This window comes from Aliidiomarina soli (genome assembly GCF_003986975.1).
GTDB lineage: Bacteria > Pseudomonadota > Gammaproteobacteria > Enterobacterales > Alteromonadaceae > Aliidiomarina > Aliidiomarina soli.
Map to the genome: position 1 here is coordinate 488094 of NZ_PIPO01000002.1, position 25991 is coordinate 514084.

A 25991-nucleotide genomic window follows, 5' to 3' on the forward strand; every position below is an offset into this window, starting at 1 on the left:
CGGGAGCGCTACGTGGCACCGATAAATTGAGTGCAGGCACGCCTCACATGCATATCAAACAGGCCTGGCAAAGGCGTAAAGACCAGATAGATCGCGGGATCTGGTTGACAGGTTAATCTGTGACCTATAAAATTCGGCCTCCCTTATATGGGGAATCACTTGGAATATATGGTTCGTTGTAGCGACTGAGACCATTAAAACCAAAGCTGCGCTTGGGTGTTTGTTCACCCGGGCGCTTTGTGTCGTTTAAAAAAGTACTGATTACTTGGAGAAACCATGGCAACAGTAAACCAATTAGTGCGTAAGCCGCGCAAAGCACCAGTTGTGAAAAGCAGCGTGCCTGCGTTAGAAGCTTGCCCACAAAAACGTGGCGTATGTACTCGCGTATATACCACCACTCCTAAGAAGCCAAACTCTGCATTACGTAAAGTTTGTCGTGTACGCCTGACCAACGGTTTTGAAGTTACTTCATACATCGGTGGTGAAGGTCACAACTTGCAAGAACACAGTGTTGTTCTGATCCGTGGTGGTCGTGTTAAAGACTTGCCAGGTGTTCGTTACCACACTGTACGCGGCGCATTAGACTGTGCTGGCGTAAATGATCGTAGACAAGGCCGTTCTAAATACGGCGCGAAGCGGCCTAAATCTTAACGGTTCTCCGTTTCTAGTAAGGCCAAACTTTTAAATTTGTATGTTTTGGGTAATCCCTGAAGACACCGGAGAATTAATATGCCAAGAAGACGCGTAGTCGGCCAACGTAAAATCCTGCCGGATCCTAAGTTCGGATCAGAGTTGTTGGCGAAATTTATTAACATTGTCATGGTTGATGGCAAGAAATCAGTCGCTGAAAGAATCATCTATGGTGCATTAGACATCATCGCTGATAAAGCTGGTAAAGATCAGTTGGAAGTGTTTGAAGAAGCTTTAGACAACATCCGTCCAAGTGTTGAGGTTAAGTCACGCCGCGTAGGTGGTTCGACTTACCAGGTACCAGTTGAAGTTCGTCCTGTACGTCGTAACACTCTGGCAATGCGCTGGATGGTTGACGCAGCTCGCGCACGTGGTGAGAAGTCCATGGCTCAACGCCTGGCTGGCGAAATGTTAGATGCCTCACAGAACAAAGGTTCTGCGGTTAAGAAGCGTGAAGACGTTCACCGTATGGCAGATGCGAACAAAGCGTTCGCTCACTATCGCTGGTAATTCACGCTCACACTCAATTAAGAGGATTTTAACGTGGCAAGAAAAACATCTATCGAGCGCTATCGTAATATCGGTATCTGTGCTCACGTAGACGCTGGTAAAACCACCACTACTGAGCGTGTACTTTTCTACACCGGTTTGTCGCACAAACTGGGTGAAGTACATGACGGCGCAGCAACGACTGACTGGATGGCGCAGGAACAGGAGCGTGGTATTACTATCACCTCTGCTGCCGTAACTAGCTTCTGGGCTGGTATGGATAAGCAGTTTCCTGAGCACCGTATCAACATCATCGACACCCCGGGTCACGTTGACTTCACCATCGAAGTAGAACGTTCTTTGCGGGTACTTGATGGTGCAGTGGTTGTACTTTGTGCTTCATCTGGTGTTCAGCCTCAAACCGAGACTGTATGGCGTCAGGCGAACAAATACGAAGTACCGCGCATGGTTTTCGTCAACAAAATGGACCGCGCTGGCGCGGACTTCCTGTCTGTTGTGAACCAAATGAAAACGCGTCTGCAAGCGAATGCTGTTCCAATTCAGATGCCTATCGGCGCTGAAGAAGACTTCAAAGGCGTTATCGATCTGGTCAAAATGAAGACTATCAACTGGAACGAAGAAGACATGGGTATGACCTTTACCTATGGAGAAGTTCCAGAAGACCTGATGGACGAAGCGGAAACTCTGCACAACGAACTGGTTGAAGCAGCAGCTGAAGCGAACGACGACCTGATGAACAAGTACCTTGAAGAAGGCGAACTGACTGAGGAAGAAATCAAAGCGGGTCTGCGTTCGCGCACTCTGGCCAACGATATCGTTCTGACTCTGTGTGGTTCTGCGTTTAAGAACAAGGGTGTTCAGGCGATGTTGGATGCGGTTATCGAATATCTGCCGTCGCCAACTGAAGTTAAGCCTATCAACGGTATTAACGATGACGAGTCTGAAGGCGTGCGTAAAGCTGACGACAACGAACCGTTCGCGGCGTTGGCGTTCAAAATCGCAACCGACCCGTTCGTAGGTACGCTGACCTTCTTCCGCGTTTACTCAGGTGTTGTAAACACAGGTGACTCTGTTTATAACCCGGTTAAGCACAAGAAAGAGCGTTTTGGCCGTATCGTGCAGATGCACGCCAACGACCGTCAGGAACTGAAAGAAGTTCGCGCTGGTGACATCGCGGCAGCTATCGGTCTGAAAGACGTGACCACTGGTGACACCTTGTGTGATATCAACAACAAGATCACCCTGGAGCGTATGGAATTCCCTGATCCGGTCATCTCTGTTGCGGTTGAGCCTAAAACCAAGGCTGACCAAGAGAAGATGGGTGTTGCACTGGGTAAACTGGCTGCAGAAGATCCGTCATTCCGTGTTAAAACGGATGAAGAATCTGGCCAGACCATTATCTCTGGTATGGGTGAGCTTCACCTGGACATCATCGTTGACCGCATGAAGCGTGAATTCAGCGTTGAATGTAACGTTGGTAAGCCTCAGGTTGCCTACCGCGAAGCAATTCGTCAGAAAGTCGAAGTTGAAGGCAAGTTTGTACGTCAGTCAGGTGGTCGTGGTCAATACGGTCATGTCTGGTTACGTCTTGAGCCTCTGGCAATCGATGAAAAAGACGAAGATGCGCCTACTTACGAGTTCGTTAACGAAATCGTTGGTGGTGTGGTACCAAAAGAGTACATCCCTGCGGTATCAAAAGGTATCGAAGAGCAGATGCAAAACGGTGTTTTGGCTGGCTTCCCAGTATTGGGCGTTAAAGCGACTCTGTATGATGGTTCTTACCATGATGTCGACTCCAACGAAATGGCCTTCAAAATCGCTGGTAGCCTGGGCTTCAAAAAAGGTGCCCTGCAAGCTAAACCTGCGATCCTTGAGCCGATGATGAAAGTTGAAGTTACCACCCCTGAAGAATTCATGGGTGACGTAGTAGGTGACTTGAACCGTCGTCGCGGTATGATCGAAGGTATGGAAGATTCGCCAGGTGGCTTGAAAGCAGTTAATGCACAAGTACCATTGGCAGAGATGTTTGGTTATGCGACTGACCTGCGTTCACAAACGCAAGGCCGTGCTTCTTACTCTATGGAGTTCCTGAAGTACGCAGAAGCACCAAACAATGTTGCTGACGCTGTAATCGAAGCGCGTAACGCTAAAGATTAGTTGAGGTCTGGTCCCGGTCCCAAGGGCCGGGCTTTAAACTTATAGAAAGGAAATAGCAATGGCTAAAGAAAAATTTGAACGTAGTAAGCCGCACGTAAACGTCGGCACCATCGGTCACGTTGACCACGGTAAAACTACTTTGACTGCTGCAATCACTACCGTACTTGCAAAAGTTTACGGCGGTGCGGCAAAAGACTTCGCATCAATCGACAACGCTCCAGAAGAGCGTGAGCGTGGTATCACTATCTCAACGTCACACGTTGAGTATGACACTCCGATCCGTCACTATGCGCACGTTGACTGCCCAGGTCACGCTGACTACGTGAAAAACATGATCACCGGTGCTGCTCAGATGGACGGCGCTATTCTGGTGGTAGCTGCGACTGATGGCCCAATGCCACAGACTCGTGAGCACATCCTGCTGTCTCGTCAGGTAGGTGTACCTTTCATCGTTGTATTCATGAACAAATGTGACATGGTTGACGATGAAGAGCTGCTTGAGCTGGTAGAAATGGAAGTTCGTGAACTTCTGTCAGAGTACGACTTCCCAGGCGACGACCTGCCAGTTATTCAGGGCTCAGCTCTGAAAGCACTGGAAGGTGACGAAGCATGGGAGAAGAAAATTGTTGAGCTGGCTGAAGCGCTGGATTCTTACATTCCAGAGCCAGAGCGTGACATCGACAAGCCGTTCCTGATGCCTATCGAAGACGTATTCTCTATCTCAGGCCGTGGTACTGTTGTAACAGGTCGTGTAGAGCGCGGTATCGTGAATACTGGTGACGAAGTTGAAATCGTGGGTATCAAAGACACCACGAAGACAACCGTAACGGGTGTTGAGATGTTCCGTAAACTGCTTGACGAAGGTCGTGCAGGCGAGAACATCGGTGCATTGTTGCGTGGTACTAAGCGTGAAGATATCCAGCGTGGTCAAGTATTGGCTAAGCCAGGTTCAATCACTCCGCATACCAAATTCGAAGCTGAAGTATACGTACTGAGCAAAGAAGAAGGCGGACGTCACACTCCATTCTTCAAAGGCTATCGTCCACAGTTCTACTTCCGTACGACTGACGTCACTGGTGCTGTAGAGCTGCCAGAAGGCGTAGAGATGGTTATGCCTGGTGACAACATCAAGTTCGTAGTGGACCTGATTGCACCAATCGCGATGGACGACGGTCTGCGTTTCGCCATCCGTGAAGGTGGCCGTACTGTAGGCGCTGGTGTTGTATCTAAGATCTTAGATTAATCTGAGGCTGGAACAGCATTTACTGGAGGTCTGCAACGCATTCCTTTAGTTAACGCATAAAAAAGGGCTCCCATTGGGAGCCCTTTTTGTTTGCTGATACAACAGCCTGCACAAAGCCTTGTGGTCTTTGCGAAAGCTCGGTTTCTATAACCCGCCATTTGTTTTACAATGCTGCGCTGGTAAAAAACATCAAGGCGCCGCCACTGGCCGCCAAGAGAGGATATTTAGATGTCTGAAGGCAACTCCAACGCCGCCGATCCGACCCAGAAGCGCGGTGCCTTTACCCGTTTTCTTGATACCGTCGAATGGTTAGGCAACCTACTGCCACACCCGGTCACTTTGTTTGCATTATTTTGTGTCTTTGTCGTTGTCGCCAGCGGCATTGCGTCCTTTTTTGGTCTAAGCGTAGCGGATCCGCGGCCAGCTACCTTAGGTCAGGAAATTGCGGTCAATAACCTGCTCAGTGCCGAAGGACTGCGTTACATCGTTTCCAATCTGGTGACTAACTTTACCCAGTTTCCGCCGCTCGGTGTGGTCCTGGTTGCGTTGCTGGGTGTGGGTATTGCGGAACGCTCCGGGCTGCTCTCTGCACTGATGCGGGGCATGGTTATGAATGCGTCGCCGCGGATGGTAACAGTCACTATTGTGTTTGCCGGTGTCGTGTCAAACACCGCGTCAGAGCTCGGTTATGTGGTGCTGGTGCCGCTCGCAGCGATGATTTTTCATTCTCTCGGGCGCCACCCGTTAGCGGGTCTTGCAGCGGCCTTTGCCGGGGTGTCGGCGGGCTATAGTGCGAACTTATTCATTGGTACTGTCGACCCCTTACTGGCTGGTTTTACTACCTCGGCAGCCCAGCTGATTGACCCGACCTATGAAGTTGGGCCAGAAATGAACTGGTTCTTTATGTTCATCAGTACCTTCTTAATTGCAGTGCTGGGTTGGTTGGTGACCGAGAAAATTGTTGAGCCTAAGCTGGGTAAATACAATCCGAAGGACATGGACCCCGACGCCGATATTGATGAAAACGTTAAGATGGAAAACCTGACCCGCACTGAAAAGTCAGGTTTGGTCTGGGCCGGCGTTACTTTTGCGGCGTTGATCGGTTTATTGGCACTGACCGTTGTTCCTGAATCAGGCATCCTTCGTGATCCTGAAACCGGCAGTGTGTCAGGTTCGCCGTTCCTGCGCGGAATTGTGGTCTTTATCTTTATTACCTTCGCCATTCCCGGCTTCGTCTACGGCTTTGTCACTAAAGTGATGCGTACAGACCGTGATGTGATTAACGCCATGGCTGCAAGCATGAGTACCATGGGCCTGTATATTGTGCTGGTATTTTTCGCTGCGCAGTTCGTCGCCTTCTTTGGCTGGACAAACTTTGGCACCATATTGGCGGTGAACGGCGCAAACTTCCTGCAGACGATTAACTTAACCGGCCCTGGCGTATTTGTGTTGTTTATTTTGATGTGTGCCTTTGTCAATCTGATGCTGGGTTCGGCGTCGGCGCAATGGGCCGTGACCGCGCCAATCTTCGTACCTATGCTGATGCTAATTGGCTATGCCCCTGAACTGATTCAGGCGGCATACCGGATCGGGGATTCAGTGACCAATATCATCACCCCGATGATGAGCTATTTTGGTCTGATTCTGGCCGTGGCTGCCAGATACCAGAAGAACCTCGGTATCGGTACCTTAATTTCCATTATGCTGCCATATAGTATGGTCTTCCTGGTCGGCTGGATAATACTGTTCTATACCTGGGTGTTCCTGTTTGGGTTGCCAGTGGGCCCCGGCGCAGCCACCTATTATCAGGTAGGCTGAGGGTAGTAAAAAGGGCCTGCTTTCGAGCAGGTCTTTTTTTACGCCTTGCTTTGCATTTGACACTGGCAGCCAACGTGGTAAACATAGACCACTGGTCAGCAGTCGTAGTAAAGGCATGGAATGGCGTGTATGAAATTGAGTACCTGGTGTATATGTTTACTGGTGGTAGCCTTAAGCTCCGGGCTCAGTAGTCGGGTTAACGCCAGCGATGAGCCAACCCATGTGGCAGTAGCTGCTTATGAGTTCCCTCCTTATTATTCGTCGCGTCTGGAGCGCCATGTACTTGGGGCGCTGCTTGACGCGGTCAACCAACGCCAGCAGACTTTTTATTTTGAAATTATTGAAGTCCGTCCGCCACATCGCTATCAGGCGTTAGAGCCAGAAGGCTGTTGTCAGTTGATTTTCTTTGAAGCAGAGCAATGGGGCTGGAGCAGCTATATTGGTACTCATGTTGAAAAGGGGCCTAAGCTAACTGAGGGGGCTGATATCCATGTCCTGCGCGCTGAGGAAGACACCAGTGAGGTTAGCAATGACGCCGATGGCGCTGCGCGGGTAGGGGGCATCGTTGGCTACCATTATGACTTTGTTGATTACCAGAGCGATGTTGCAGTGCTTGAACAAGAGCATAACCTGTATCTGGCAGACAGCCATGTCACCCTGATTAATATGTTAAGCCGCGGGCGTTTGCACAGTATTTTATTGAATACAGAACTGCTCGCGATGCTAGAGCTGCACGACCCGGACGTAGCTAAGACCCTTAAGGCTGGTAAAACTGTCGACCAGACCTACGCTACTCATGTCCTGGTAGCTGACGATGCTGTGGTCAATGTTGACTGGCTGCGCGGGCAACTGGATGAAATGTGGGAGGATGGTTCATTAGCGGAGTTGTTTGCGTCCTTTGGGCTGGAGAACCATCTTGTGTATGACCCCAGTCCGGCCAATGTTCAGGCCGCAAGCCCTCAGTAAACTGATAAGCCAAGTTTTTTGGCTAAGCGCGTAATCATGTACATGCCCAGACAGGAGTTACCATACTGGTTCAGCCTTGGGCTCCAGGCGCAGATAACCCCGTAATTTGGGACCACAGCCACAATACCACCGCCGACCCCACTTTTGGCCGGCAGACCGACTTCAAAGGCAAACTCGCCGGACTGATCATACATCCCACTGGTTTGCAGAATTGCGTTTAACCGATGGGCGTCGCGGCGCGAGCAAATCTGGTCACCGCTGTGTGGCTGCACCCCTCGATTGGCGAGAAAGCCAAGACTTCTGGCAACATCCCGACAGCTCATATCAATTGAACACTGGTAGAAGTAATGGTCGAGCGCGTCGTTGACGTCGGCGTCGATGTTAGCAAAGCTTTTCATCAGGTAGGCGAGCGCTGCGTTGCGACTGCCATGCATTTTTTCAGATTGAAAAATATCCTGATTCACATGGATGTCCTGATTGTCCGCCAAGCCGCGCACAAACGACATCAGTGCACTTTTGCTGGCTGAGTAATGGCTCACCAGGGTATCGGCTACAACAATGGCTCCTGCGTTGATAAAGGGATTACGCGGAATACCATGTTCCCATTCTAGCTGCACTATCGAATTAAATGCATGGCCCGACGGCTCCATTCGCACCCGTCGCCATAAGTCATCGCCCATGCGCAGCATGGCCATGACCAGGCCAAATATTTTCGATACGCTCTGAATCGAAAAAGGCACGTCAGCGTCACCGGCAACGTGCACTTCTCCATCGAGGTTGGCTAATGCTATACCACATTGATTGGGGTTGATGGAGGCAAGGGCTGGAATGTAATTAGCGGATTCGCCGCTGAGCGGCAAGTCGAGCGCCTCCTGTAGGATCTCCTGCAGCAGCAGTTCCTGATTGGTTGGGCGCTTAAATTTTCCTTCCATGCAAAGCTCCGTGACTAGCGTATTAGCTGGCTAAAGGGTGATCAGGGTGCGTCTGTTGCAACAATTTAGCTTTTATCGCCTCGCTAATTGGCACCGAATGTCCGTTTTTATGGTCGTAGTTAACCAGTATGGTGGTGCCTTTCGCGCAAAGCTGACCGCTCTGCCACACCTCACTGCCAATATCGAACGAGCTTTTACCGATGCGGGCAATGTAGGTCTTTAACGTGACCATCTCGCCGAAGTAGACCGGGCGCAAAAAATCCACATTCAGATTGGCAACAATCAGACTGACTTCATACAGATTACCCTGCTCAGTGAACAGTTCAAAGACGGGCAGGCGGCCGGTTTCAAACCAGGCCGGAATGACCGTATTATTGACATGGCCGAGCGCGTCAGTTTCATAGAAGCGGACTTTAAGATCTTCTGTGTACATCGGGTGTAGTTCCTTGCGTTTAGATGCTGTTACAACATAGGTTTGAGAAAGTGAGCCGTGTGCGACACTTTGCTTTGGGCTACGTCTTCCGGGGTTCCCTGAGCCAGGATCTCACCCCCGCCTGAACCACCTTCAGGCCCAAGGTCGACAATCCAGTCGGCCGTTTTTATGACATCCAGATTATGCTCAATAATAACAATGGTATTACCATGGTCACGCAATCGGTGGAGGACCGCAAGTAGTTGCTGAATATCGTGAAAGTGCAGACCGGTGGTTGGCTCGTCGAGAATATACAGGGTTTTACCGGTGTCACGCTTGGATAATTCCCGCGACAGTTTGACCCGCTGGGCCTCACCGCCGGACAGTGTGGTGGCTGACTGCCCGAGGCGCACATAGGACAGGCCGACATCCATCAGTGTTTGCAGTTTACGCGCGATAGCGGGCACTGCATCGAAGAATTCACGAGCTTCTTCAATGGTCATTTCAAGCACTTCGTGGATGTTCTTGCCTTTGTACTGAACTTCCAGTGTTTCCCGGTTATAGCGTTTGCCTTTGCAGATATCACAAGGCACATAAACGTCCGGTAGGAAGTGCATTTCGACCTTGATCATGCCGTCACCCTGGCAGGCTTCACAGCGCCCCCCTTTGACGTTGAAACTAAACCGGCCCGGTTTGTAACCACGCGAACGGGATTCTGGCACCGCGGCGAAAAACTCGCGTACCGGAGTAAATATCCCGGTGTAGGTGGCAGGGTTAGAGCGTGGTGTGCGGCCAATCGGGCTTTGGTCAATGTCGACTACTTTATCGAGGTGTTCAAGACCGTGCACGCTGTCGTGGGGGGCGGCCATACCCGTGGTAGCACCATTCAACTCATGGTGAGCCAGTGGATAGAGCGTGTCGTTGATCAAGGTTGATTTTCCTGAACCGGATACGCCGGTGACACAGGTCATGATGCCCAGTGGTATCTTAAGATCCACACCTTTGAGGTTGTTGCCCCGGGCTCCGCGAACTTCAAGGAAGTCTTTACCAGGCTTATGACGTTTCGTCGGCACCGCAATGGCTTTACGCCCCGACAGGTAGTCACCGGTTAAGGAGGCTTCGCTATTAATGATGTCATCCACCTGACCAGCGGCAACGACCTCACCACCGTGGACCCCTGCACCCGGGCCGATATCGATCACGTAGTCGGCACTGCGAATGGCGTCTTCGTCATGTTCAACGACCAATACGGTGTTACCCAGGTCACGCAAATGACGCAAGGTAGTTAGTAAGCGCTCATTGTCACGCTGGTGAAGACCAATGGAAGGCTCATCGAGTACGTACATCACACCGACCAGGCCGGCACCAATCTGACTGGCTAAGCGGATACGCTGCGCTTCGCCGCCGGACAATGTTTCTGCACTGCGGGACAGGCTCAGGTAGTTGAGGCCAACGTTGACCAAAAAGCGCAAGCGGTCATTGATTTCTTTTAAGATCTTCTCTGCAATGCTGGCCCGCTGCCCGTGCAGCTCAAGGTTGGTAAAGAACTCCAAAGCATCACCGATGGACTTTTCAACTATTTCCGGCAATGTGGTCTTTTCTACGAAGACATTGCGTGCTTCTTCGCGTAACCGGGTGCCATGGCAGGACTTACAATGCTGCGCGGCGAGGTACTTCGACAGCTCTTCACGCACGGCGCTGGAATCTGTTTCCCGGTAGCGGCGTTGCATGTTGGGGATAATACCTTCAAAGGCATGCTTGCGAACCACGGTATCGCCGCGGTCATTGACATATTTGAACTTGATCTCTTCGCTGCCGCTGCCGAACAGGACCTTAGTGCGGACTTCGTCCGTGAGATCCTGAAACGGGGCGTTGAGGTCAAACTTGTAGTGTTCGGCCAGTGAACGCAGCATTTGGTAATAATAGAAATTGCGTTTATCCCAGCCCCGAATGGCACCACCGGTCAGACTGAGTTCGGCGTTGCCAACCACTTTATCCGGATCAAAATACTGTTCAACGCCAAGGCCGTCACAGGTCGGGCAGGCACCCGCCGGGTTATTAAACGAAAAGAGCCGCGGTTCGAGCTCTTGCATACTGTAGCCACATTCCGGACAGGCAAAATTGGCGGAGAATATCAGCGTCTCACCTTTGCCTTCCATTGGGGCGATAAAGGCCGTCCCCCCACTGAGGTCGAGTGCCGTTTCAAAGGACTCGGCCAGCCGTAGTTCGAGACCCGGACGTACTTTAATACGGTCAACTACGACTTCGATATCATGTTTTTTCTGCAACTCGAGAGACGGCGGATCGCTGAGGTCGCAAACATTGCCGTCCACACGAGCCCGCAGGTAGCCTTGTGCTGCCAGGTTCTCCAGGGTTTTCTGGTGTTCACCTTTACGTCCCTGGACCACTGGCGCTAACAGCATGACTTTACTACCTTCAGGTAACTCGAGAACCTGGTCGACCATCTGGCTTACGGTTTGTGCAGCCAGTGTTTTGTGATGGGTCGGGCAGCGAGGCTCACCGACACGCGCGAACATCAGACGCAGGTAGTCGTAAATTTCGGTAATGGTACCGACGGTGGAGCGCGGATTATGCGATGTTGATTTCTGTTCTATGGAGATAGCCGGCGACAGACCTTCAATGGAATCGACGTCAGGCTTTTCCATCAGGCTCAGGAATTGCCGTGCATAGGCCGACAATGATTCAACATAGCGGCGCTGCCCTTCGGCATACAAGGTATCAAAGGCAAGTGAGGACTTACCAGAACCCGACAGGCCAGTGATTACCACCAGCTTGTCACGCGGAATTTCAAGATTAATATTTTTCAGGTTGTGAGTACGAGCCCCACGAATTTCAATTTTATCCATAATCTCCGACTTCTCGTGACTGGGTGTATGATGACGCCCGCTGGCTAGCTGGATCAAACGAGTATTATCGCACATTTCAACCGCAAGCACAGCCAGCGTGGTCGCCCGCTGAGTATTCTGATACACTGTGCTGCCTTATTTTAGCTACTCCCATCAACCATATTCAGGTGTTTTCGGGTTTGAATAAACACGGATTAAACTCAGTCGAAAAGAAAGCGGCAGTATCGCTGGCCTCCGTCTTCGGGTTACGCATGCTGGGCCTGTTTTTGATCATGCCGGTTATCGCTGTGTATGGGCAGGACTATGCAGACTATTCGCCGATGTTGATAGGGGTGGCCATAGGCGCCTACGGCCTGACCCAGGCAATGTTGCAGATTCCGATGGGCTGGGTGTCTGACCGGATTGGACGGCGGCCGGTGATTGTCGGCGGCTTACTGGTCTTTGCGGCCGGTAGTGTTGTCGCCGCCATGGCGGATAGCCTGGTCTGGGTGATCGTCGGGCGCGCCCTGCAAGGCGCAGGCGCTATTGCCAGTGCTATTCTGGCCTTAGCCTCAGACTGCTCACGAGATGAGCAACGGCCTAAAGTCATGGCGACTATCGGGCTGTGTATCGGCCTCGCGTTTGCGCTGGCATTGGTGTTAGGGCCCTGGCTTGGCGGCATCGTCGGGATGAGTGGTTTGTTCTGGTTCACCGCGCTATCGGCGCTGTTGGCAGTGGTACTGGTGCTGACCATAACGCCACAGCCGGTGAATCGTACCCCGAAGCGTGATTTAGTGGCGGTTCCAACTGAATTAATGCGACTTATCAAGCATCCCCAGCTGTTGCAGCTCAATGTTGGCATTTTTATTCTTCATCTGGTGTTAACCGCCTGGTTTGTGTCGCTGCCGTTGACGCTGGTCGATGCCGGCCTGGCCGCAGAGCAGCATGGCTGGCTTTATTTGCCGACCTTGTTGTTGTCATTTCTGGTCATGGTACCGATGATGATTATCGCTATGCGGCGTAAACGTCAGTTAGCGGCTTTTCGCGTCGCTATCGCGATGCTGGTGGTGGCAATGTGCGCAATTGCGGCTTTTGCTCAGTCTTTAACAATACTTTTCCTCGCCGTGTGGATTTTCTTTATTGGTTTCAACTATCTTGAAGCTAACTTGCCAGCCTTGTTAGCGCAATTTGCGCCGGCCGGAAGCAAAGGCAGCGCCAGTGGGGTCTACACCAGCTGTCAGTTCCTCGGCGCCTTCATCGGGGGTGTTGCCGGTGGCATGCTGTTTGGTAAATTCGGCATGACCGGGGTGGTTTTATTCTGTATCCTGCTGTTAATCATCTGGCTGTTAGTCAGTGCCGGAATGAAGTTGCACACGGGTGTTGCCAACGTCAGCTATGCAGCCGCACCTGCCGAGCGGCAGATGGCAGTAAAGCTGGCAGAACAATTGGCAGAATTGCCCGGTGTGCTGGAAGCAGTAGTGCTGGCAGATGAACAAACAACCTATTTAAAAGTGCAGCGCGATCAGTTTGATGACCAGGCCGCGCGCCGCTTATTGCAGCTGCACTAAACGATTACACGTATTTAAGTAAAGGAGAGTGGCATGGCCAGTCGTGGTATTAATAAAGTTATTCTTATCGGTAATCTGGGAGCCGATCCGGAAGTTCGCTATACCCAGAATAGCACCGCGATCGCCAATTTAAGTGTAGCCACCAGTGAAACCTGGAAAGACAAACAAAGCGGCGAGCAACGCGAACAAACCGAATGGCATCGCGTGGTCTGCTATCGCCGTCTGGCCGAGATTGCCGGTGAATACCTGCGCAAAGGTTCAAAGGTATACATCGAAGGTCGTTTGCAAACGCGCAAATGGCAGGGGCAGGATGGCAAAGACAATTACACCACCGAGATCGTCTGCAACGATATGCAAATGTTAGATGGCCGTGGTGGACAAGGCGGTCAGGGTGGCCAGGGTGGATTCGCTCCACCACAGGGCGGCCAGGCTAACCAGGGCGGTTTTGGCGGTGGTCAGCAAGGCGGTCAGGCTAATCAGGGCGGTTATGGTGGCGGCCAGCAAAGTGGCCAGGGCAACCAGGGTGGTTTTGGTGGAGGTCAGCAAGGAGGCCAGCAAGGTGGTAAACCAACCGGCGGCCAAAGTAATCAGGGTTCGCAAGGCGGCTTCGGCGGCCAGCAAGGCAGTCAGGGTAACCAGGCGCCGCAGCCACAACCGCTGGCACCAGATCCTGACTTTGATGACGACATCCCGTTCTGAGGAACACGTTTTTTAATTTTGTTAACTATAGCGTTAAGAAGCCCCACTAGCTGGGGCTTCTTGCTTTCAGCAACTTAGGCCAGCTCCACCCGGTCGCGGCCGTTGGCCTTCGCTCTGTAAAGAGCCTGGTCAGCGCGCGACAATAAATCATCGATAGTTCCGTCGTCAGGGTTGAGCATGCTGACCCCAAAACTACTGGTGATGCTAAAGTCGCTGCCTTTGGGGTCGCTAAACTGGTTTTGACGTATCTGCTCGCGTAAGGTCTCGGCGATGTTGCGGGCATCGAACAGACTAGCGCCTTCGAGTAAAATGGCAAACTCTTCACCGCCGATCCGGGCTGCTACATCGGTTGTTCGTAAGCGCTCACCCAATTGCTGTGTTACTGCGATGAGAACCTTGTCGCCGGTAGCGTGACCATACTTGTCATTGATCTGCTTAAAATAGTCAATGTCTAAGATAATGAGTGCCAGGCGACTATCCTGACGGTGCGCCCGTTGGACTGATTTACTGCCAATTTGCATAAAATGACGGCGCGTATACCAGCCCGTCAGGCTGTCGGTTATGGATTGAGTAACCTCGTCTGTTACGTCAAGATGAAAACCAGCCATCATCAGCGGCGTATTGTTGTCCCAGGCTGAGACGGTGCCTTGTGACTTTATCCAGCGCCAATGATTGTTCTTATGGCGCATGCGAAAGACCATTTGATAGCCGGTTTGTTGCCTATGCTGAACACTATCAAGATGAGCCTGAAGCGACGCTTTATCGTCATCGTGCAGCAACGACAAAAAGCGTTCAAACGTAACGGGTTCCAGCTCTTCAGGCAGATATCCGAGGATATCTGCCCAGCGTGGAGTGACCTGGCTGTCACCGGTTCTAAGGTTTAGTTCCCAGAGTCCGAGTTGAGCGTTGTCGAGTATTTCGAGCAGAGCCTCTGCTGAGTGCTCTGTAAAGCGAAAGTCACTGCTTCCCTTACGCGAATTCATTTCCACCTCCGGTGGGGTAATTCCTGTGGAGTAATAATGCTGCACTCATGGTCTTAGTAGTGTCACTGTGGGCTCAGTCGCTGACTGAATTTGTTCGGGAAAGCGGCGCATAAATTCAATCACCGCGACTGCATCGGTATTACATCTCACCACTGGGTCATCACAGGCAAGCGCTAAGCCCTGGTAACGAGGGCGGTATCCGCCGTCGCTGGCAATAATTTTATCCACGGGAAAGGCCTGCAGGTGGCCGTTATGATACGCCAGATCAACACGCTCACTGCGCTCACGTTGTGCCTGATAGAACGCGGTCCATCCGTCGTTGCCGTTGGCTAAATAGCTGTTCACTACCACGTTATAGCGTGTATTGTCGTTAAGTGACTGCCAGTCAGGCTGTTGCAGTGTGCCGGTATTGACTTCCAGCTGGCGCAGTTCGCCGTGCTCACCGGCTTGGGTTTCAACAAACTGGTAGCGGAGCATGCCACCGTATGGATAACGCCCTGCATGCGCTCCCTCCGGCAAGGTCGCTTCGACGGTTTCTGTTATGACCTGACGTATCACCTTACCCTGCAGTGGCACTATCGCAAGTTGGCTGGCAAACGGCAGAACTTCGAGTGAAATAATACCTTCATGCAATTCACCGGCGTCGAGACCGCTGCGGATACCGCCTGCACCGACCAGCGCAAAGTCCGGTTGCAGGCCCGTTTCAGCGATGACCTCTGGCTGGGCAGCAAAGGCGTATTGAGCATGAGCAATTAAGGGTGCCAGGCGCGAGCCGTGGTGGTCCGAGTCATTATCACCGGGCCGACGAAGATGAGAAATAGCACTGGTTAAGTGGACGATTACTTCGCCATAGGCTTCTTTCAGCGCCGGCTGATAGGTGCGGTCGATGTGCTCGCGTAATGCCGGGTCTTCGTCAATGACAGCGATGTTGGGTTGCCCACTAATAAAGTCGTGGACGGTCTGGTTCTGGCTGGGCTCAAGGGCAAGGGTTCGCTGCTGATCCTGGTACCAGTCCGCGTTGCTAAGCAGGGTATTACCACCCTCACACCGGGTAAGCTCCCCTTGGGCATCAAACGATAGGTGAAGCAATCCGGCGGCCTGAGCATATTCACCGGCCTGGACGATACAGGTTGTGGTGGTGCCATTGGGGTTGTTGACCCGTTCAGCATATGGCCGTTGGCTGGTGGCCAGGCCCAGGTTGCTAAAGTCACCCAGCAGCGAATGTGAATGGCCGCCCACAATTGCATCAATTCCGTTTACCTGGCTGGCCAATTTCACGTCGAGGGCGTTGCCAATATGAGTCAGTGCGATAATTTTATCGACCCCGGCGGCCTGCAACTGGTCGACAGTGCGCTGAGCACTGGTGGTCAGGTCGAAGAAGTCTACATCGCCGGTATTCGGTGCAATAGTGGGCATGTCATCGAGGACCAGTCCAAATACCGCGACAACCGTAAAGCCGGCCGCTTGCTGGCGACTCACTTCGTCGCTCAGGCTAGCGGTCATTTCAGCGGGGGTCACTGATCGCTTCTGTTCACGTTTAAAGGCAAAAAGGGTAAAAGGCTGCAGGTTCGTTTGCCGGCCCAGGTCGGCGTCGTCAGAGGCGTCGATATTGGCCGCAAGCACGGGGAAATTAACACGGCTGATGAAATCGTTCAGGCGAGCGTTGTTTAAATCGAACTCATGATTACCCAGAGCCATCGCGTCGATTTGCATGCGGCTGAGAATATCCGCATTCATTTGCCCCTCATTTAGCTTGAAATAGGCACTGCCCTGCCATGCATCGCCGCCGTGAAGCACCAGCAACGGCTGCCCGGCTTCTGTCGCATTGAGGCGGTATTGCTGTAAGCGCGAGGCCAGGCGAGGGTGCCCACCCCATTGGTTGAAAACGTCGCGGTGTGGCGTGCTGAACTGCCCAGGCGTTGGCTCAAACGCCGAATGGGTGTCATTAATATGAGCAATTTGCAGGCTGAATTCGTACTCCGACGACTGGATAGTCTGGCTGCTGCAACTGATCAGCAACATAGACGCCCACATTACGGAGGCAATACGGATACAGCGGGTTACGGAGTGTCGCATGATCAAATCTCTTCGCCTGACGGTGGTGACCGCGGGTGCGGGCCAGCAAATAGCCTTACTATACCGTTAGCGAGAGCATGCTGCCAGGCGGCAATGATTCGCCGTTTGAACGTTCGTTGGCTTGCCGGAAAAGTTCTTTGCGTTGTTCATACAGACTTTCCAGCTTCTCGGCATCAAGTTGGGTGAGCTCTTCGACGCTTTCCAGATCTTCGATTTTGGATTCGACTTCATTCAGCGCGTCGATGTCTACGCCCATACGATTGAGCAGAGTCAGTCGTTGTGCCTCTTCAAGAAAGCCCTGTCGTTCGAAATTGTTGCCCTGCAAGTCGCGGATAAGCTCGTCGGAACGCTGCTGGTCAACGCTTTGTTGCTCACGTTGCTGTTGCTGTGCGCTGGTGTTGGTGACCGCCCCACTGGAGGTTACATTCAACATAAAAAAAGCCCTTTAAGTTGAGTATCTTAAAGGGCTTTTGCAGAAATAATGCCAACTTATTTAAATAAAGCCGTATTTATGCGCAACCTGGTCGAAATACTCCAGAGTTTGCTTGGCGTAGGCACGTTTTTCAATATAGTTACCGGGGAAGAAGTTTTTCTTAAAGCCGTATGCGACGATGTCTTTCAGCCGTTTCAGCGGAACATCGAAGGTGTCCAGCGCTAATTTGTATTCGTCGCTGACGGTGGTACGCGACACCAGACGATTGTCGGTACAGATAATAGTCGCTAAACGATTCTCCAGCATGTGACCAAAATTGTGGTTCTTCAACTCGCCAATGGCTGGGTTGGTTTGCATGTTACTGGTCAGGCAAACTTCTACCGCAATTCGACGGTCCGCAATGAAAGAGGCTAGTTTGCGTGAATAGTCGGCTTTGTCGCTAATGCTTTCATCCTCAATCATGTCGGGTGAAAACAGTGAATACCCGTGGCCGAGGCGGTCGGCATAGCACTGGGTCAGCGCTTCGAAAATACTCTCAGCTCCGTAGGCTTCGCCGGCATGCACGGTTTTGAGCAGAAAGTTCTGATGAGCATATTCGTAGACGTCTTTAAACTTGTGCGCTGGGTAACCAATTTCCTGCCCAGCAATGTCCAGCCCGACAATCGGTAAATCCTGTTCATCACGAACCCGAACGCTGGCGCGAACCAGTTCCATCGCCGCGGTTTTAATCACATCGATCGGTTTATGGTCACTGAGTAGCTGAAACATGTGCGTGTAGTAGGGAGAGAAGCCTTTATTGCCGAACATGCGCATGGCGCAGTTGATAATACCGTAGTGGAAAGGTGGCTTACCTTCTCGTTTCACGGCATCGCTGCGGTTGTACTCGTCCTGAGCTTTTTTCAGGCCGTCGTTGACAGCGTGCATTACAGTGTCAAAGGTAATGCCCCTGGCCGGGTCCATCAGAAGCTGTGGTGCGAAACGAACCTCAATGTAATTAACCCCTTCGTTCTGATTATCGACCGCCAGCTCATACGCCGCTTGTTGCAGGCTTTCAAGGTCGCGCAGTACTGCACAGGTGTACTGGAAGCCATTCAGATACTCACCGAGATTCTTATAACTTTCCTTAAACACCAGGTCGTACAGGCCGTCTACGGTGTAGGAAGGCAATTCTATCTTGTTGCGTTTGGCCATCTCTATCAGACTGTCAGGTCGCAGGCTGCCATCTAGGTGAAGGTGGAGATCTGCTTTGGGCATTTCCTTCAGAAAGTCGAGCGAGTATTTCGAATGGGGTGAGGTTGATACAGCCATCGTGACGGGTACTCCTGATGCGGGGTGAATGTAACCGCGGATCGTACCATAAAATATGCCATTCACCGAAAAGTGCAAAGAAACGATGTCCAGCGCTGGTCTTTGGCGGTAAATTTACGCATCATCAAGGCTTTATTACATCGTTCACAGTAAACGCCGTGGCTGGAAGCTCTCCAGCGATGGCGACACGCAAGCTGGCAGTTTAATTTTATGGCATCTCTTTATTTTACCTACTCTGCGATGAACGCAGGCAAAAGTACATCGTTGCTTCAGGTGGCGCATAACTACGAGGAGCGCGACCAGCATGTGTTGCTGCTGACGCCCGCGCTGGACACCCGCGGTGGGCGGGGACGGATTCATTCGAGGTTGGGAATAGAGCGTGAAGCGGCAACCTTTACCAGTAAAACCAACCTCTTCCAGCTGGTTAGTGACTACCTGACCAACGCTAGTGTTGACTGTGTACTGCTGGATGAAGCTCAGTTTCTGACCGTGGCACAGGTTTGGGAACTGGCCCGGGTTGCGGATATTCTGAATGTACCGGTTATGTGTTACGGCATACGCACCGATGCGTTCGGTGAAGCCTTTGACGGCAGTGCGGTGTTACTGGCTATTGCGGACAAACTGGTGGAGATGAAAACGATTTGTCATTGCGGACGCAAAGCAACCATGTCGTTGCGTGTTGACAAGGATGGCCGCGCCGTTGGCTCGGGTGAAAAAATTGCGATTGGCGGCAACGACAGGTATGTCTCCTGTTGCCGCAAACATTGGCTGCAGGCGTTGCAAGACGCAGGTGTGCAGCCGTCTATTCTGGGACTATGAAATAACTGGATGAGAAACGGATGAGCAACCTAATGGCACCGCGCGCCCGCATGGGTGGCGGGACTAAAGTCTGGATGGCGGCGATACTACTGGCAGCTGTTGCGCTGGTAGCATGGTTTGGATTGGTGAGAGAGAGTAATCGCCACCAGGTACCGGCGACGGCACAGGTCGAGCGGCGTGATATCGAAGTACTGGTTACCGCCACAGGCCGCCTGCAGCCGCGTGATTACGTTGACGTCGGGGCTCAGGTTTCAGGGCAGTTAAAAGAGTTCCATGTTGAGGTGGGGGATGAAGTTAAAGCGGGTGATTTGCTAGCCGAGATTGACGCCACCTTGTTGCAGGCGCAGGTAGAATCGAATCAGGCGCAACTGCGCAATCAACAGGCGGTGTTACGTGAGCGTGAGGCGTCCCATGAACTGGCACGGCTCAACTACCAGCGTCAGGAACGTTTGCAGACTGCCAACCTGACCTCGGAAGAACTGGTTGAAACGGCCCGTGCAGGCATGCAACAGGCAGCCGCGCAGGTGGACTCCATTCAGGCACAGATCGAGCAAACACAGTCAACGCTGCGCGCGGCTGAGGCAAACTTTAACTACACCCGAATTTTTGCGCCGATGGCCGGCACGGTGGTCACCATTGACGCCCGGCGCGGGCAAACCCTGAATGCGAGCCAGACCACGCCGACCATATTAACCATAGCTGACTTGTCTGAAATGACTGTGCAGGCGCAGGTTTCAGAAGCGGATATCGGGCGTTTGCGGATCGGCATGCCGGTGTATTTTACGACGATGGGTAATCGCACCCAGCGCTGGCATGGCCAGCTGCGCCTGATTGAACCAACGCCGGTGGTTGAAAACAACGTCGTGCTGTACAACGCGCTATTTGAAGTGCCAAACCCGGACCGACGCTTAATGACGCAGATGACCACCCAGGTCTTCTTTGTGGCTGATGCTGCCGAGGATGTGCTGGCGGTGCCAGTTGCCGCGGTGCAGCGTGATCCTGAGGGGGCCTATGTGGAAACGCTCAAGGCAGACAATCAGCGTCAGCAAGTGCGGATTGAAGCCGGTTTGAGTGACCGTATTCATACTGAAGTTCAGGCCGGGCTGGAACCAGGGCAACGCGTGATCCTGCCCACGGCTGGCGCGACCGGCAGCGCAGGTAGAGTGCCTCGTGGATAGCCAGTTACTGTCACTGCGTGGCATCAGCAAAAGTTATCAGAGCGGGGAGCTCACCACCCAGGTTCTGCATGACATCGACCTGGATATTGAAGCTGGCGAGTTTGTCGCCATTATTGGTAGTTCTGGCTCCGGTAAGTCGACCCTGATGAATATTTTGGGCTGCCTGGATAAACCAAGCAGTGGTGAGTACTACTTTCGCGGTCAATCGGTAGCCAGGCTGAATGCAGATCAGTTGGCGGCATTGCGACGCGATGCGTTTGGGTTTGTGTTTCAAAGTTATAATCTACTTGCCGCAGCCGATGCGGTGGCCAATGTCGAATTGCCTGCTGTCTATTCGGGACAGCCAGTCGGGCAACGACGGCAACGAGCGCGTGAGTTGCTTGGTCAGCTGGGTCTCGCCGACCGGCTTGATCACAAGCCAGGTCAGTTGTCGGGCGGCCAGCAACAGCGGGTCTCGATTGCCCGCGCGCTGATGAACGGCGGTGATATTATTCTTGCCGACGAACCGACTGGCGCGCTGGACAGTCAAAGTGGGCAGGAAGTGATGGCGTTGTTGCGTGAGCTGTCGCTGGCTGGGCATACGGTGATTTTAATCACTCATGATGCCGATGTAGCGGCTCATGCGGACCGGCTGATTGAAATCAAAGATGGTCGCATTATCAGCGATCAGAAGAAGCCGCAGACCGAACAGAAAGCGCCCGCTAAGTCGACTCCGCCGCGCGCTAACGCGAGTCTGCTGAATGATTTAGGCGAGGCATTTAGCACTGCACTGCGCTCACTGCGGGCTAATGTGTTCAGAACCATGCTGACCTTGCTAGGCATTGTGATTGGGGTCGCTTCTGTGATTTCGATGCTGGCGATCGGGCAGGGTGCGCAGCAGGAAGTGGTGGACCGGATTAGCTCGATGGGCAGCAATTTACTCTCGGTTTTCCCGGGGGCACCGAATCAACGCGGGCGCTGGAGTGTGGCATCACTGGTCCCGGAAGATGCCGATGCGGTGGCGCGGCTACCTAACGTACTGGCGGCGGTGCCTGAATTAAGCGGTAACCAAACCCTGCGTCGCGCCGGTTTTGACCAGCAAACCTCAGTCAATGCAACCTATTCCAGCTACCCGCTGGCGCGCAATTGGTTTCCGGTTATGGGCAGCTTTTTTACCCCTGAAGATGAAGCAATGACAGCGACTGTGGCGGTCATTGGGCAGACGGTGGCGCGGCAGATGTTTCCAGACCGCGACCCACTAGGGGAGTTCTTGCTGGTCAATAACGTGCTGTTTAGGGTCATCGGGGTGATGCAGGAACGAGGGGCGTCGCCCTGGGGCCAGGATCAGGATGATGTGGTGCTGGTCCCGTTCAGTACGGGCTCATTGCGTTTGTTCGGACAGCGCTATGTGCGCAATATTACGGTGGCTGTTGACGACACCAGTTTAATGCATGATACCCATCAGCAGGTGCATAATTTGCTACTTGAACGTCATGGCATAGAAGACTTTACCATTCGTAACATGGCATCGATTATTGAAACCCAAACCGAAACTGAAAATACGATGACTATTTTGCTTGCGGTAATCGCAGTCATTTCGCTGGTAGTCGGTGGGATTGGGGTGATGAATATTATGCTGGTCAGTGTCACTGAACGGACCCGGGAAATTGGCGTGCGCATGGCGACGGGTGCCAGACGCCTGCATATCATGCAGCAGTTTATGATCGAAGCACTGACTGTCTCGTTGGTAGGCGGCCTGTTAGGTGTCGTAGTAGGCCTGACTACGACGGCGGTGATTCAGTCACTCGGCACGCCAGTGTTGTATGCCGTGTCTCCAGTTGTGCTGGCGTTTGCCTGTGCGTTTTTGACCGGCCTTATTTTTGGATTTTTACCCGCCCGCAAAGCATCACGGCTGGATCCGGTGCAGGCGCTGGCAAGCGAGTAAAGTGCCAGCAAAGTGTGTATAATACTGCCGTTTGCGACCACTACCCCGAGGAGAGCTAAATGACTGAACGCATCACTTTTACCCGCCCTGATGACTGGCATTTGCATTTGCGCGATGATGCGTTACTCAGCGGCACCGTACCGGCGAGCGCGCGGCAGTTCTCACGGGCTATCATCATGCCTAATCTGGTCCCGCCGGTGACCACGGTCGAACAGGCCATGGCGTATCATCAGCGGATCCTGGCGCAAGTGCCAGAAGGGCTTGATTTCACGCCATTAATGGCGCTTTATTTAACCCAGCAAACCAGTGTCGAGGACATCGCGAAGGCGGCGGCTAATCCAGCGATAATCGGCTTTAAATTATACCCGGCCGGAGCCACCACAAACTCGGCCTCAGGGGTGACGGATATTAACGCACTGGCTGACGTATTTGCTGCTATGGAGCGCCTTGAAGTGCCTTTGTTGGTGCACGGTGAGGTCACAGATGCGGACATTGATATCTTTGACCGTGAAGAAGTGTTCATTGAGCGTTATCTGAAACCATTGCATCAGCGCCATCCGCAGTTACGGCTGGTACTCGAGCATATCACGACCCGCCAGGCGGTCGACTTTGTTGCATCGGCAAACAGCAAGGTTGCGGCGACTATTACCCCGCAACATTTGCTGATGAACCGCAACGACATGTTGGTTGGTGGAATCCGGCCGCACCACTACTGCTTACCGATTCTAAAGCGCAAAAGTCATCAACAGGCACTGCAACAGGCGGCTCTGAGCGGCAACCCGAAGTTCTTTCTGGGGACTGATTCGGCCCCTCATACGCAGGATAAGAAGGAAGCTGCCTGTGGTTGTGCCGGTTGCTTCTCGGCACCAGCCGCGATTGAGTTGTATGCGGAGCTGTTCTTTCAGCATGACGCAATGGACAAGCTGGAGGGCTTTGCCAGCCATTTTGGAGCAGATTTTTATGGTTTGCCGCGCAATACCGACCAAATTACATTAGAGGCCAACTCCTGGACAGTGCCAGCGAGCGTCGATATAGCGGGCTCTCCGTTTGTTCCCTATTGGGCTAATGAACCACTCCACTGGCGCCTTATATAGCGCTGCTGTGGGCGTAGAATCGCTGGTTACAAAAAAAAGCACCTTCGGGTGCTTTTTTAATAAGTCATTCAAAAGAAACAAAATTTCAAAGAAGTAGTTCATTTCTTGTTCAGTTGTTCGTATGATGGCTAAACGTACGTAACACATGCGGTAGGAAATAGGGATGACAAAACAACTACAAAATGGCTTGACCGCAGTAGAGATGGTGATTGTGTTGGCGATTCTCGGACTGTTGCTATTCACTGCGGTGCCACAATGGTTTAAAGGTGACGACCGAGCATGGGCTAGTAGTGTGGAAGAATTCAGTCGCTCACTGCACAGTACATCGCAGCGAATCAACGCGCAGGCAGGCGTTGCCCCGCAACAGCTCGACGATATTCTCTTACAAGGCACCTTTGCCGCTCCGTCGGGGCAGGGCATCGGCGCCGCGTTGGGCGGGACTGATGGCGAGTGGGTTATTTTCGACAGTATGGGTGAAGACATTGTCGCCTGGCGTCCGGCGGATGTGTCGGTGTCCCGTAAGTGGTCACTTGGCGAGCCTGAGCGCAGTTCAGCCAGAGGCAACCGGGGGTGTTTCGCCTATTACTATCTGCCAGCGGACAGTCCCCAACCGGTGATTGGAACTGTGGTAACGGATTGCTAACCAATTTGGTGGTTGATTAAATTGTGTCTGCATTGATGAAGATTTAAGCGCCTGATAATAGTAAACTGGTGAACAAACCAGAGGAGGCGCGAATGCAAATACCAGCTCAACCGGAAAATGAAGTGCAACGTCTGGCTCATTTAAAAGCGTTGAAAATATTGGATACAGCTCCGGAGGAGCGGCTGGATAACATCACCCAACTGGCTGCTGCTATATTTGCCAAACCGGTGTCCTTGATCAGCCTGGTTGATAAGGATCGCCAGTGGTTTAAGGCCCGTTGCGGTATGGAGCTGCAACAAACTGACCGTGAAGTGTCTATTTGCGCCCATGTGGTGGCTGAAAATACGCCGCTCATTGTCGAAGATACCTTGAACGATCCGAGGTTTGCTGACAACCCGCTGGTGCAGGACGAGGATAAGCCAATTCGCTTTTATGCTGGCGCCCCAATCACAACCAGCGAAGGCTATGTTTTAGGGTCGTTGTGTGTGATCGACCATGTACCGGGCTCATTCAGTGATGACCAGCTAGCGCAGCTAAAGCGCCTGGCACGGGTGGTGGAAGATGAAATTCAGTTACGTCAGCTATTTGAACAGACCAGGCAGGCTGAACGTAAACTAGTCGCGAAAAGTACATTGCTGGAAGAACGCAATAAGAAATTACTAGACCTGATAGAACGCTTTAAAAGTACCCGTTCACGGTTAATTAGCTCAGAAAAACTGGCAACACTGGGACTATTGGCTGCAGGCGTCGGGCAGGAGGCGAATCGCGCGATCAATCTCAGTCGCAAGCATTTGCTGACGGCTTTGGATTTTGCCGACAATAGCAAGAGCAAAGGGCTGATTGGGCAAAGCATGGAATCTATTGACGAGCTAAGACGAATGGTCGATGCGCTTTGCGACACCACCGAGACAGCCGGAAATAACGAGTGGGCCTCAACCGATCTGAATGAAACAGTGAAGCATTGCCGCAATGTGGTTCTGAGCCGGTATGCTGATAAAATTCGCTTTGTATTTGAAGAGAACAGCGAGGTTCCACTTATTAAGCTGGTTGAAAGCCAGATTTTTATGGCACTGCTGAATATTTTGCTCAACGCGGCTGAGTCGACCACAGGTCGGGTGACAATAAAGGCTGAGCTAACGGTAAAAGCAGACCATGTGCAGATCCGCATCGTTGACAACGGCAGCGGGATGGCGAAGGAAGAATGCGAACAAGCCTGTGAACCTTTTTTTTCCAGAGGCAAAGATGATACTCATTTTGGCTTAGGGTTAAGTATTGCGCAGGGGATTATTCGTGATCATGGCGGAGCGATCCGGCTGCAAAGTGAGCAAGGAAAAGGAACACGAGTCATAATCGCATTGCCTTTGCAAAGACGGAGTTAAACTTTTTATCGGCATATAGCCTTGCAAAATTGCCTGTTTAGTACTTAGGCTGGAAGCAAAATTCGCGATTAGGGCTTCCCTTTCGCTTGCCGAGCCGATATAACTTCGTTAAGTTGAGGGTTATTCCGCCGCTGTAAGGATGTAGAATCTGCGATAGCGGTCGATAAAACAGAACGAAAATAAAAACAATAACAATTGTAAATAGCGTTTGTTGATCACAACATTGGCTCTATTATATAGCCTTTGCTTGCCATTTGAGCGTGCAACAAATAGCATAAGCCTGTTAGGCATCAAATCACATATCACACTTGGG

Annotated in this window: 21 protein-coding genes; 14 read left to right on the forward strand and 7 right to left on the reverse strand. The window is 52.1% G+C overall.

The genetic code is table 11. From position 1 onward, the window contains the following. Window positions 1-276 precede the first annotated feature (276 nt). From rpsL to CWE14_RS05960, 6 genes are all read left to right on the forward strand, one after another. Window positions 277-651 carry a 30S ribosomal protein S12 gene (gene rpsL, locus CWE14_RS05935; RefSeq protein WP_126788617.1) on the forward strand — a complete coding sequence of 125 codons (375 nt, stop codon included), beginning with the start codon at window positions 277-279 and terminating at the stop codon, window positions 649-651. A 78-nt stretch (window positions 652-729) separates the two neighbouring features. Next, entirely contained in the window at window positions 730-1200 is a 471-nt protein-coding gene (gene rpsG / locus CWE14_RS05940) for a 30S ribosomal protein S7 (protein ID WP_126788616.1), read from the forward strand. 33 nt (window positions 1201-1233) lie between these two features. Beyond that, entirely contained in the window at window positions 1234-3357 is a 2124-nt protein-coding gene (fusA, locus tag CWE14_RS05945) for an elongation factor G (RefSeq protein ID WP_126798539.1), read from the forward strand. Between the two features lie 58 nt (window positions 3358-3415). Beyond that, window positions 3416-4600, forward strand: coding sequence for an elongation factor Tu (gene tuf, locus CWE14_RS05950; protein ID WP_126788614.1), 1185 nt, complete (start codon window positions 3416-3418; stop codon window positions 4598-4600). Window positions 4601-4828: 228 nt separating this feature from the next. After that, a complete protein-coding gene (locus tag CWE14_RS05955) occupies window positions 4829-6418 on the forward strand; it encodes an AbgT family transporter (protein WP_126798540.1) in 1590 nt (529 codons plus the stop codon). 129 nt (window positions 6419-6547) lie between these two features. After that, window positions 6548-7384, forward strand: coding sequence for a hypothetical protein (locus CWE14_RS05960; RefSeq protein ID WP_126798541.1), 837 nt, complete (start codon window positions 6548-6550; stop codon window positions 7382-7384). Here the strand turns inward: CWE14_RS05960 and CWE14_RS05965 are convergent. Genes CWE14_RS05965 through uvrA form a run of 3 tightly spaced genes read right to left on the reverse strand, consistent with a single transcriptional unit; the run spans window position 7378 to window position 11595 of the window. After that, complete coding sequence (locus tag CWE14_RS05965; protein WP_126798542.1) at window positions 7378-8316, reverse strand: glutaminase; 939 nt, start codon at window positions 8314-8316, stop codon at window positions 7378-7380. The two genes, CWE14_RS05960 and CWE14_RS05965, sit on opposite strands and share 7 nt — an antisense overlap. 22 nt (window positions 8317-8338) lie before the next feature. Further along, window positions 8339-8749, reverse strand: a complete 411-nt coding sequence (locus tag CWE14_RS05970; RefSeq protein ID WP_126798543.1) for an acyl-CoA thioesterase — start codon at window positions 8747-8749, stop codon at window positions 8339-8341. A 29-nt stretch (window positions 8750-8778) separates the two neighbouring features. After that, complete coding sequence (gene uvrA, locus CWE14_RS05975; RefSeq protein WP_126798655.1) at window positions 8779-11595, reverse strand: excinuclease ABC subunit UvrA; 2817 nt, start codon at window positions 11593-11595, stop codon at window positions 8779-8781. A 179-nt stretch (window positions 11596-11774) separates the two neighbouring features. Between uvrA and CWE14_RS05980 the strand changes: the two genes are divergently transcribed. Next, window positions 11775-13142: an MFS transporter gene (locus CWE14_RS05980; RefSeq protein WP_126798544.1), complete on the forward strand. Its 1368-nt coding sequence runs from the start codon at window positions 11775-11777 to the stop codon at window positions 13140-13142. Between the two features lie 33 nt (window positions 13143-13175). Beyond that, the gene (gene ssb / locus CWE14_RS05985; RefSeq protein ID WP_126798545.1) at window positions 13176-13841 is read left to right on the forward strand and encodes a single-stranded DNA-binding protein; all 666 of its coding nucleotides are present in this window, start codon (window positions 13176-13178) and stop codon (window positions 13839-13841) included. Window positions 13842-13915: 74 nt separating this feature from the next. Here ssb and CWE14_RS05990 read toward each other — a convergent pair whose 3' ends face one another. Genes CWE14_RS05990 through CWE14_RS06005 form a run of 4 tightly spaced genes read right to left on the reverse strand, consistent with a single transcriptional unit; the run spans window position 13916 to window position 18641 of the window. Further along, entirely contained in the window at window positions 13916-14824 is a 909-nt protein-coding gene (locus CWE14_RS05990; RefSeq protein WP_126798546.1) for a sensor domain-containing diguanylate cyclase, read from the reverse strand. A 45-nt stretch (window positions 14825-14869) separates the two neighbouring features. Further along, window positions 14870-16900 carry a bifunctional metallophosphatase/5'-nucleotidase gene (locus CWE14_RS05995; RefSeq protein WP_126798547.1) on the reverse strand — a complete coding sequence of 677 codons (2031 nt, stop codon included), beginning with the start codon at window positions 16898-16900 and terminating at the stop codon, window positions 14870-14872. A 58-nt stretch (window positions 16901-16958) separates the two neighbouring features. Beyond that, a complete protein-coding gene (locus CWE14_RS06000; RefSeq protein WP_126798548.1) occupies window positions 16959-17333 on the reverse strand; it encodes a hypothetical protein in 375 nt (124 codons plus the stop codon). Between the two features lie 60 nt (window positions 17334-17393). Continuing rightward, a complete protein-coding gene (locus CWE14_RS06005; protein ID WP_126788604.1) occupies window positions 17394-18641 on the reverse strand; it encodes an adenosine deaminase family protein in 1248 nt (415 codons plus the stop codon). Between the two features lie 210 nt (window positions 18642-18851). On the opposite strand from CWE14_RS06005, the gene CWE14_RS06010 reads away from it, so the two are divergent. From CWE14_RS06010 to CWE14_RS06035, 6 genes are all read left to right on the forward strand, one after another. Further along, the gene (locus CWE14_RS06010; protein ID WP_126788603.1) at window positions 18852-19460 is read left to right on the forward strand and encodes a thymidine kinase; all 609 of its coding nucleotides are present in this window, start codon (window positions 18852-18854) and stop codon (window positions 19458-19460) included. 20 nt (window positions 19461-19480) lie between these two features. Further along, the gene (locus tag CWE14_RS06015; protein ID WP_126798549.1) at window positions 19481-20638 is read left to right on the forward strand and encodes an efflux RND transporter periplasmic adaptor subunit; all 1158 of its coding nucleotides are present in this window, start codon (window positions 19481-19483) and stop codon (window positions 20636-20638) included. After that, window positions 20631-22562, forward strand: coding sequence for a MacB family efflux pump subunit (locus CWE14_RS06020; protein WP_198676540.1), 1932 nt, complete (start codon window positions 20631-20633; stop codon window positions 22560-22562). Before CWE14_RS06015 ends, CWE14_RS06020 begins: the two co-directional genes overlap by 8 nt. A gap of 59 nt (window positions 22563-22621) precedes the next feature. After that, window positions 22622-23656 carry a dihydroorotase gene (pyrC, locus tag CWE14_RS06025; protein WP_126798551.1) on the forward strand — a complete coding sequence of 345 codons (1035 nt, stop codon included), beginning with the start codon at window positions 22622-22624 and terminating at the stop codon, window positions 23654-23656. A gap of 163 nt (window positions 23657-23819) precedes the next feature. Further along, window positions 23820-24299 carry a type II secretion system protein gene (locus CWE14_RS06030; RefSeq protein WP_126798552.1) on the forward strand — a complete coding sequence of 160 codons (480 nt, stop codon included), beginning with the start codon at window positions 23820-23822 and terminating at the stop codon, window positions 24297-24299. Window positions 24300-24391: 92 nt separating this feature from the next. Then, on the forward strand, window positions 24392-25678 hold the full coding sequence (locus tag CWE14_RS06035; protein ID WP_126798553.1) for a sensor histidine kinase: 1287 nt from the start codon (window positions 24392-24394) through the stop codon (window positions 25676-25678). Window positions 25679-25991: the final 313 nt, after the last annotated feature.

Coding starts and splice junctions, on each gene's coding strand:
- rpsL (WP_126788617.1), top strand. CDS start 277: ATGGCAACAGTAAACCAATTAGTGCGTAAGCCGCGCAAAGCACCAGTT.
- rpsG (WP_126788616.1), top strand. CDS start 730: ATGCCAAGAAGACGCGTAGTCGGCCAACGTAAAATCCTGCCGGATCCT.
- tuf (WP_126788614.1), top strand. CDS start 3,416: ATGGCTAAAGAAAAATTTGAACGTAGTAAGCCGCACGTAAACGTCGGC.
- CWE14_RS05955 (WP_126798540.1), top strand. CDS start 4,829: ATGTCTGAAGGCAACTCCAACGCCGCCGATCCGACCCAGAAGCGCGGT.
- CWE14_RS05960 (WP_126798541.1), top strand. CDS start 6,548: ATGAAATTGAGTACCTGGTGTATATGTTTACTGGTGGTAGCCTTAAGC.
- CWE14_RS05965 (WP_126798542.1), bottom strand. CDS start 8,316: ATGGAAGGAAAATTTAAGCGCCCAACCAATCAGGAACTGCTGCTGCAG.
- CWE14_RS05970 (WP_126798543.1), bottom strand. CDS start 8,749: ATGTACACAGAAGATCTTAAAGTCCGCTTCTATGAAACTGACGCGCTC.
- uvrA (WP_126798655.1), bottom strand. CDS start 11,595: ATGGATAAAATTGAAATTCGTGGGGCTCGTACTCACAACCTGAAAAAT.
- ssb (WP_126798545.1), top strand. CDS start 13,176: ATGGCCAGTCGTGGTATTAATAAAGTTATTCTTATCGGTAATCTGGGA.
- CWE14_RS05990 (WP_126798546.1), bottom strand. CDS start 14,824: ATGAATTCGCGTAAGGGAAGCAGTGACTTTCGCTTTACAGAGCACTCA.
- CWE14_RS05995 (WP_126798547.1), bottom strand. CDS start 16,900: ATGCGACACTCCGTAACCCGCTGTATCCGTATTGCCTCCGTAATGTGG.
- CWE14_RS06000 (WP_126798548.1), bottom strand. CDS start 17,333: ATGTTGAATGTAACCTCCAGTGGGGCGGTCACCAACACCAGCGCACAG.
- CWE14_RS06005 (WP_126788604.1), bottom strand. CDS start 18,641: ATGGCTGTATCAACCTCACCCCATTCGAAATACTCGCTCGACTTTCTG.
- CWE14_RS06010 (WP_126788603.1), top strand. CDS start 18,852: ATGGCATCTCTTTATTTTACCTACTCTGCGATGAACGCAGGCAAAAGT.
- CWE14_RS06015 (WP_126798549.1), top strand. CDS start 19,481: ATGAGCAACCTAATGGCACCGCGCGCCCGCATGGGTGGCGGGACTAAA.
- pyrC (WP_126798551.1), top strand. CDS start 22,622: ATGACTGAACGCATCACTTTTACCCGCCCTGATGACTGGCATTTGCAT.
- CWE14_RS06030 (WP_126798552.1), top strand. CDS start 23,820: ATGACAAAACAACTACAAAATGGCTTGACCGCAGTAGAGATGGTGATT.
- CWE14_RS06035 (WP_126798553.1), top strand. CDS start 24,392: ATGCAAATACCAGCTCAACCGGAAAATGAAGTGCAACGTCTGGCTCAT.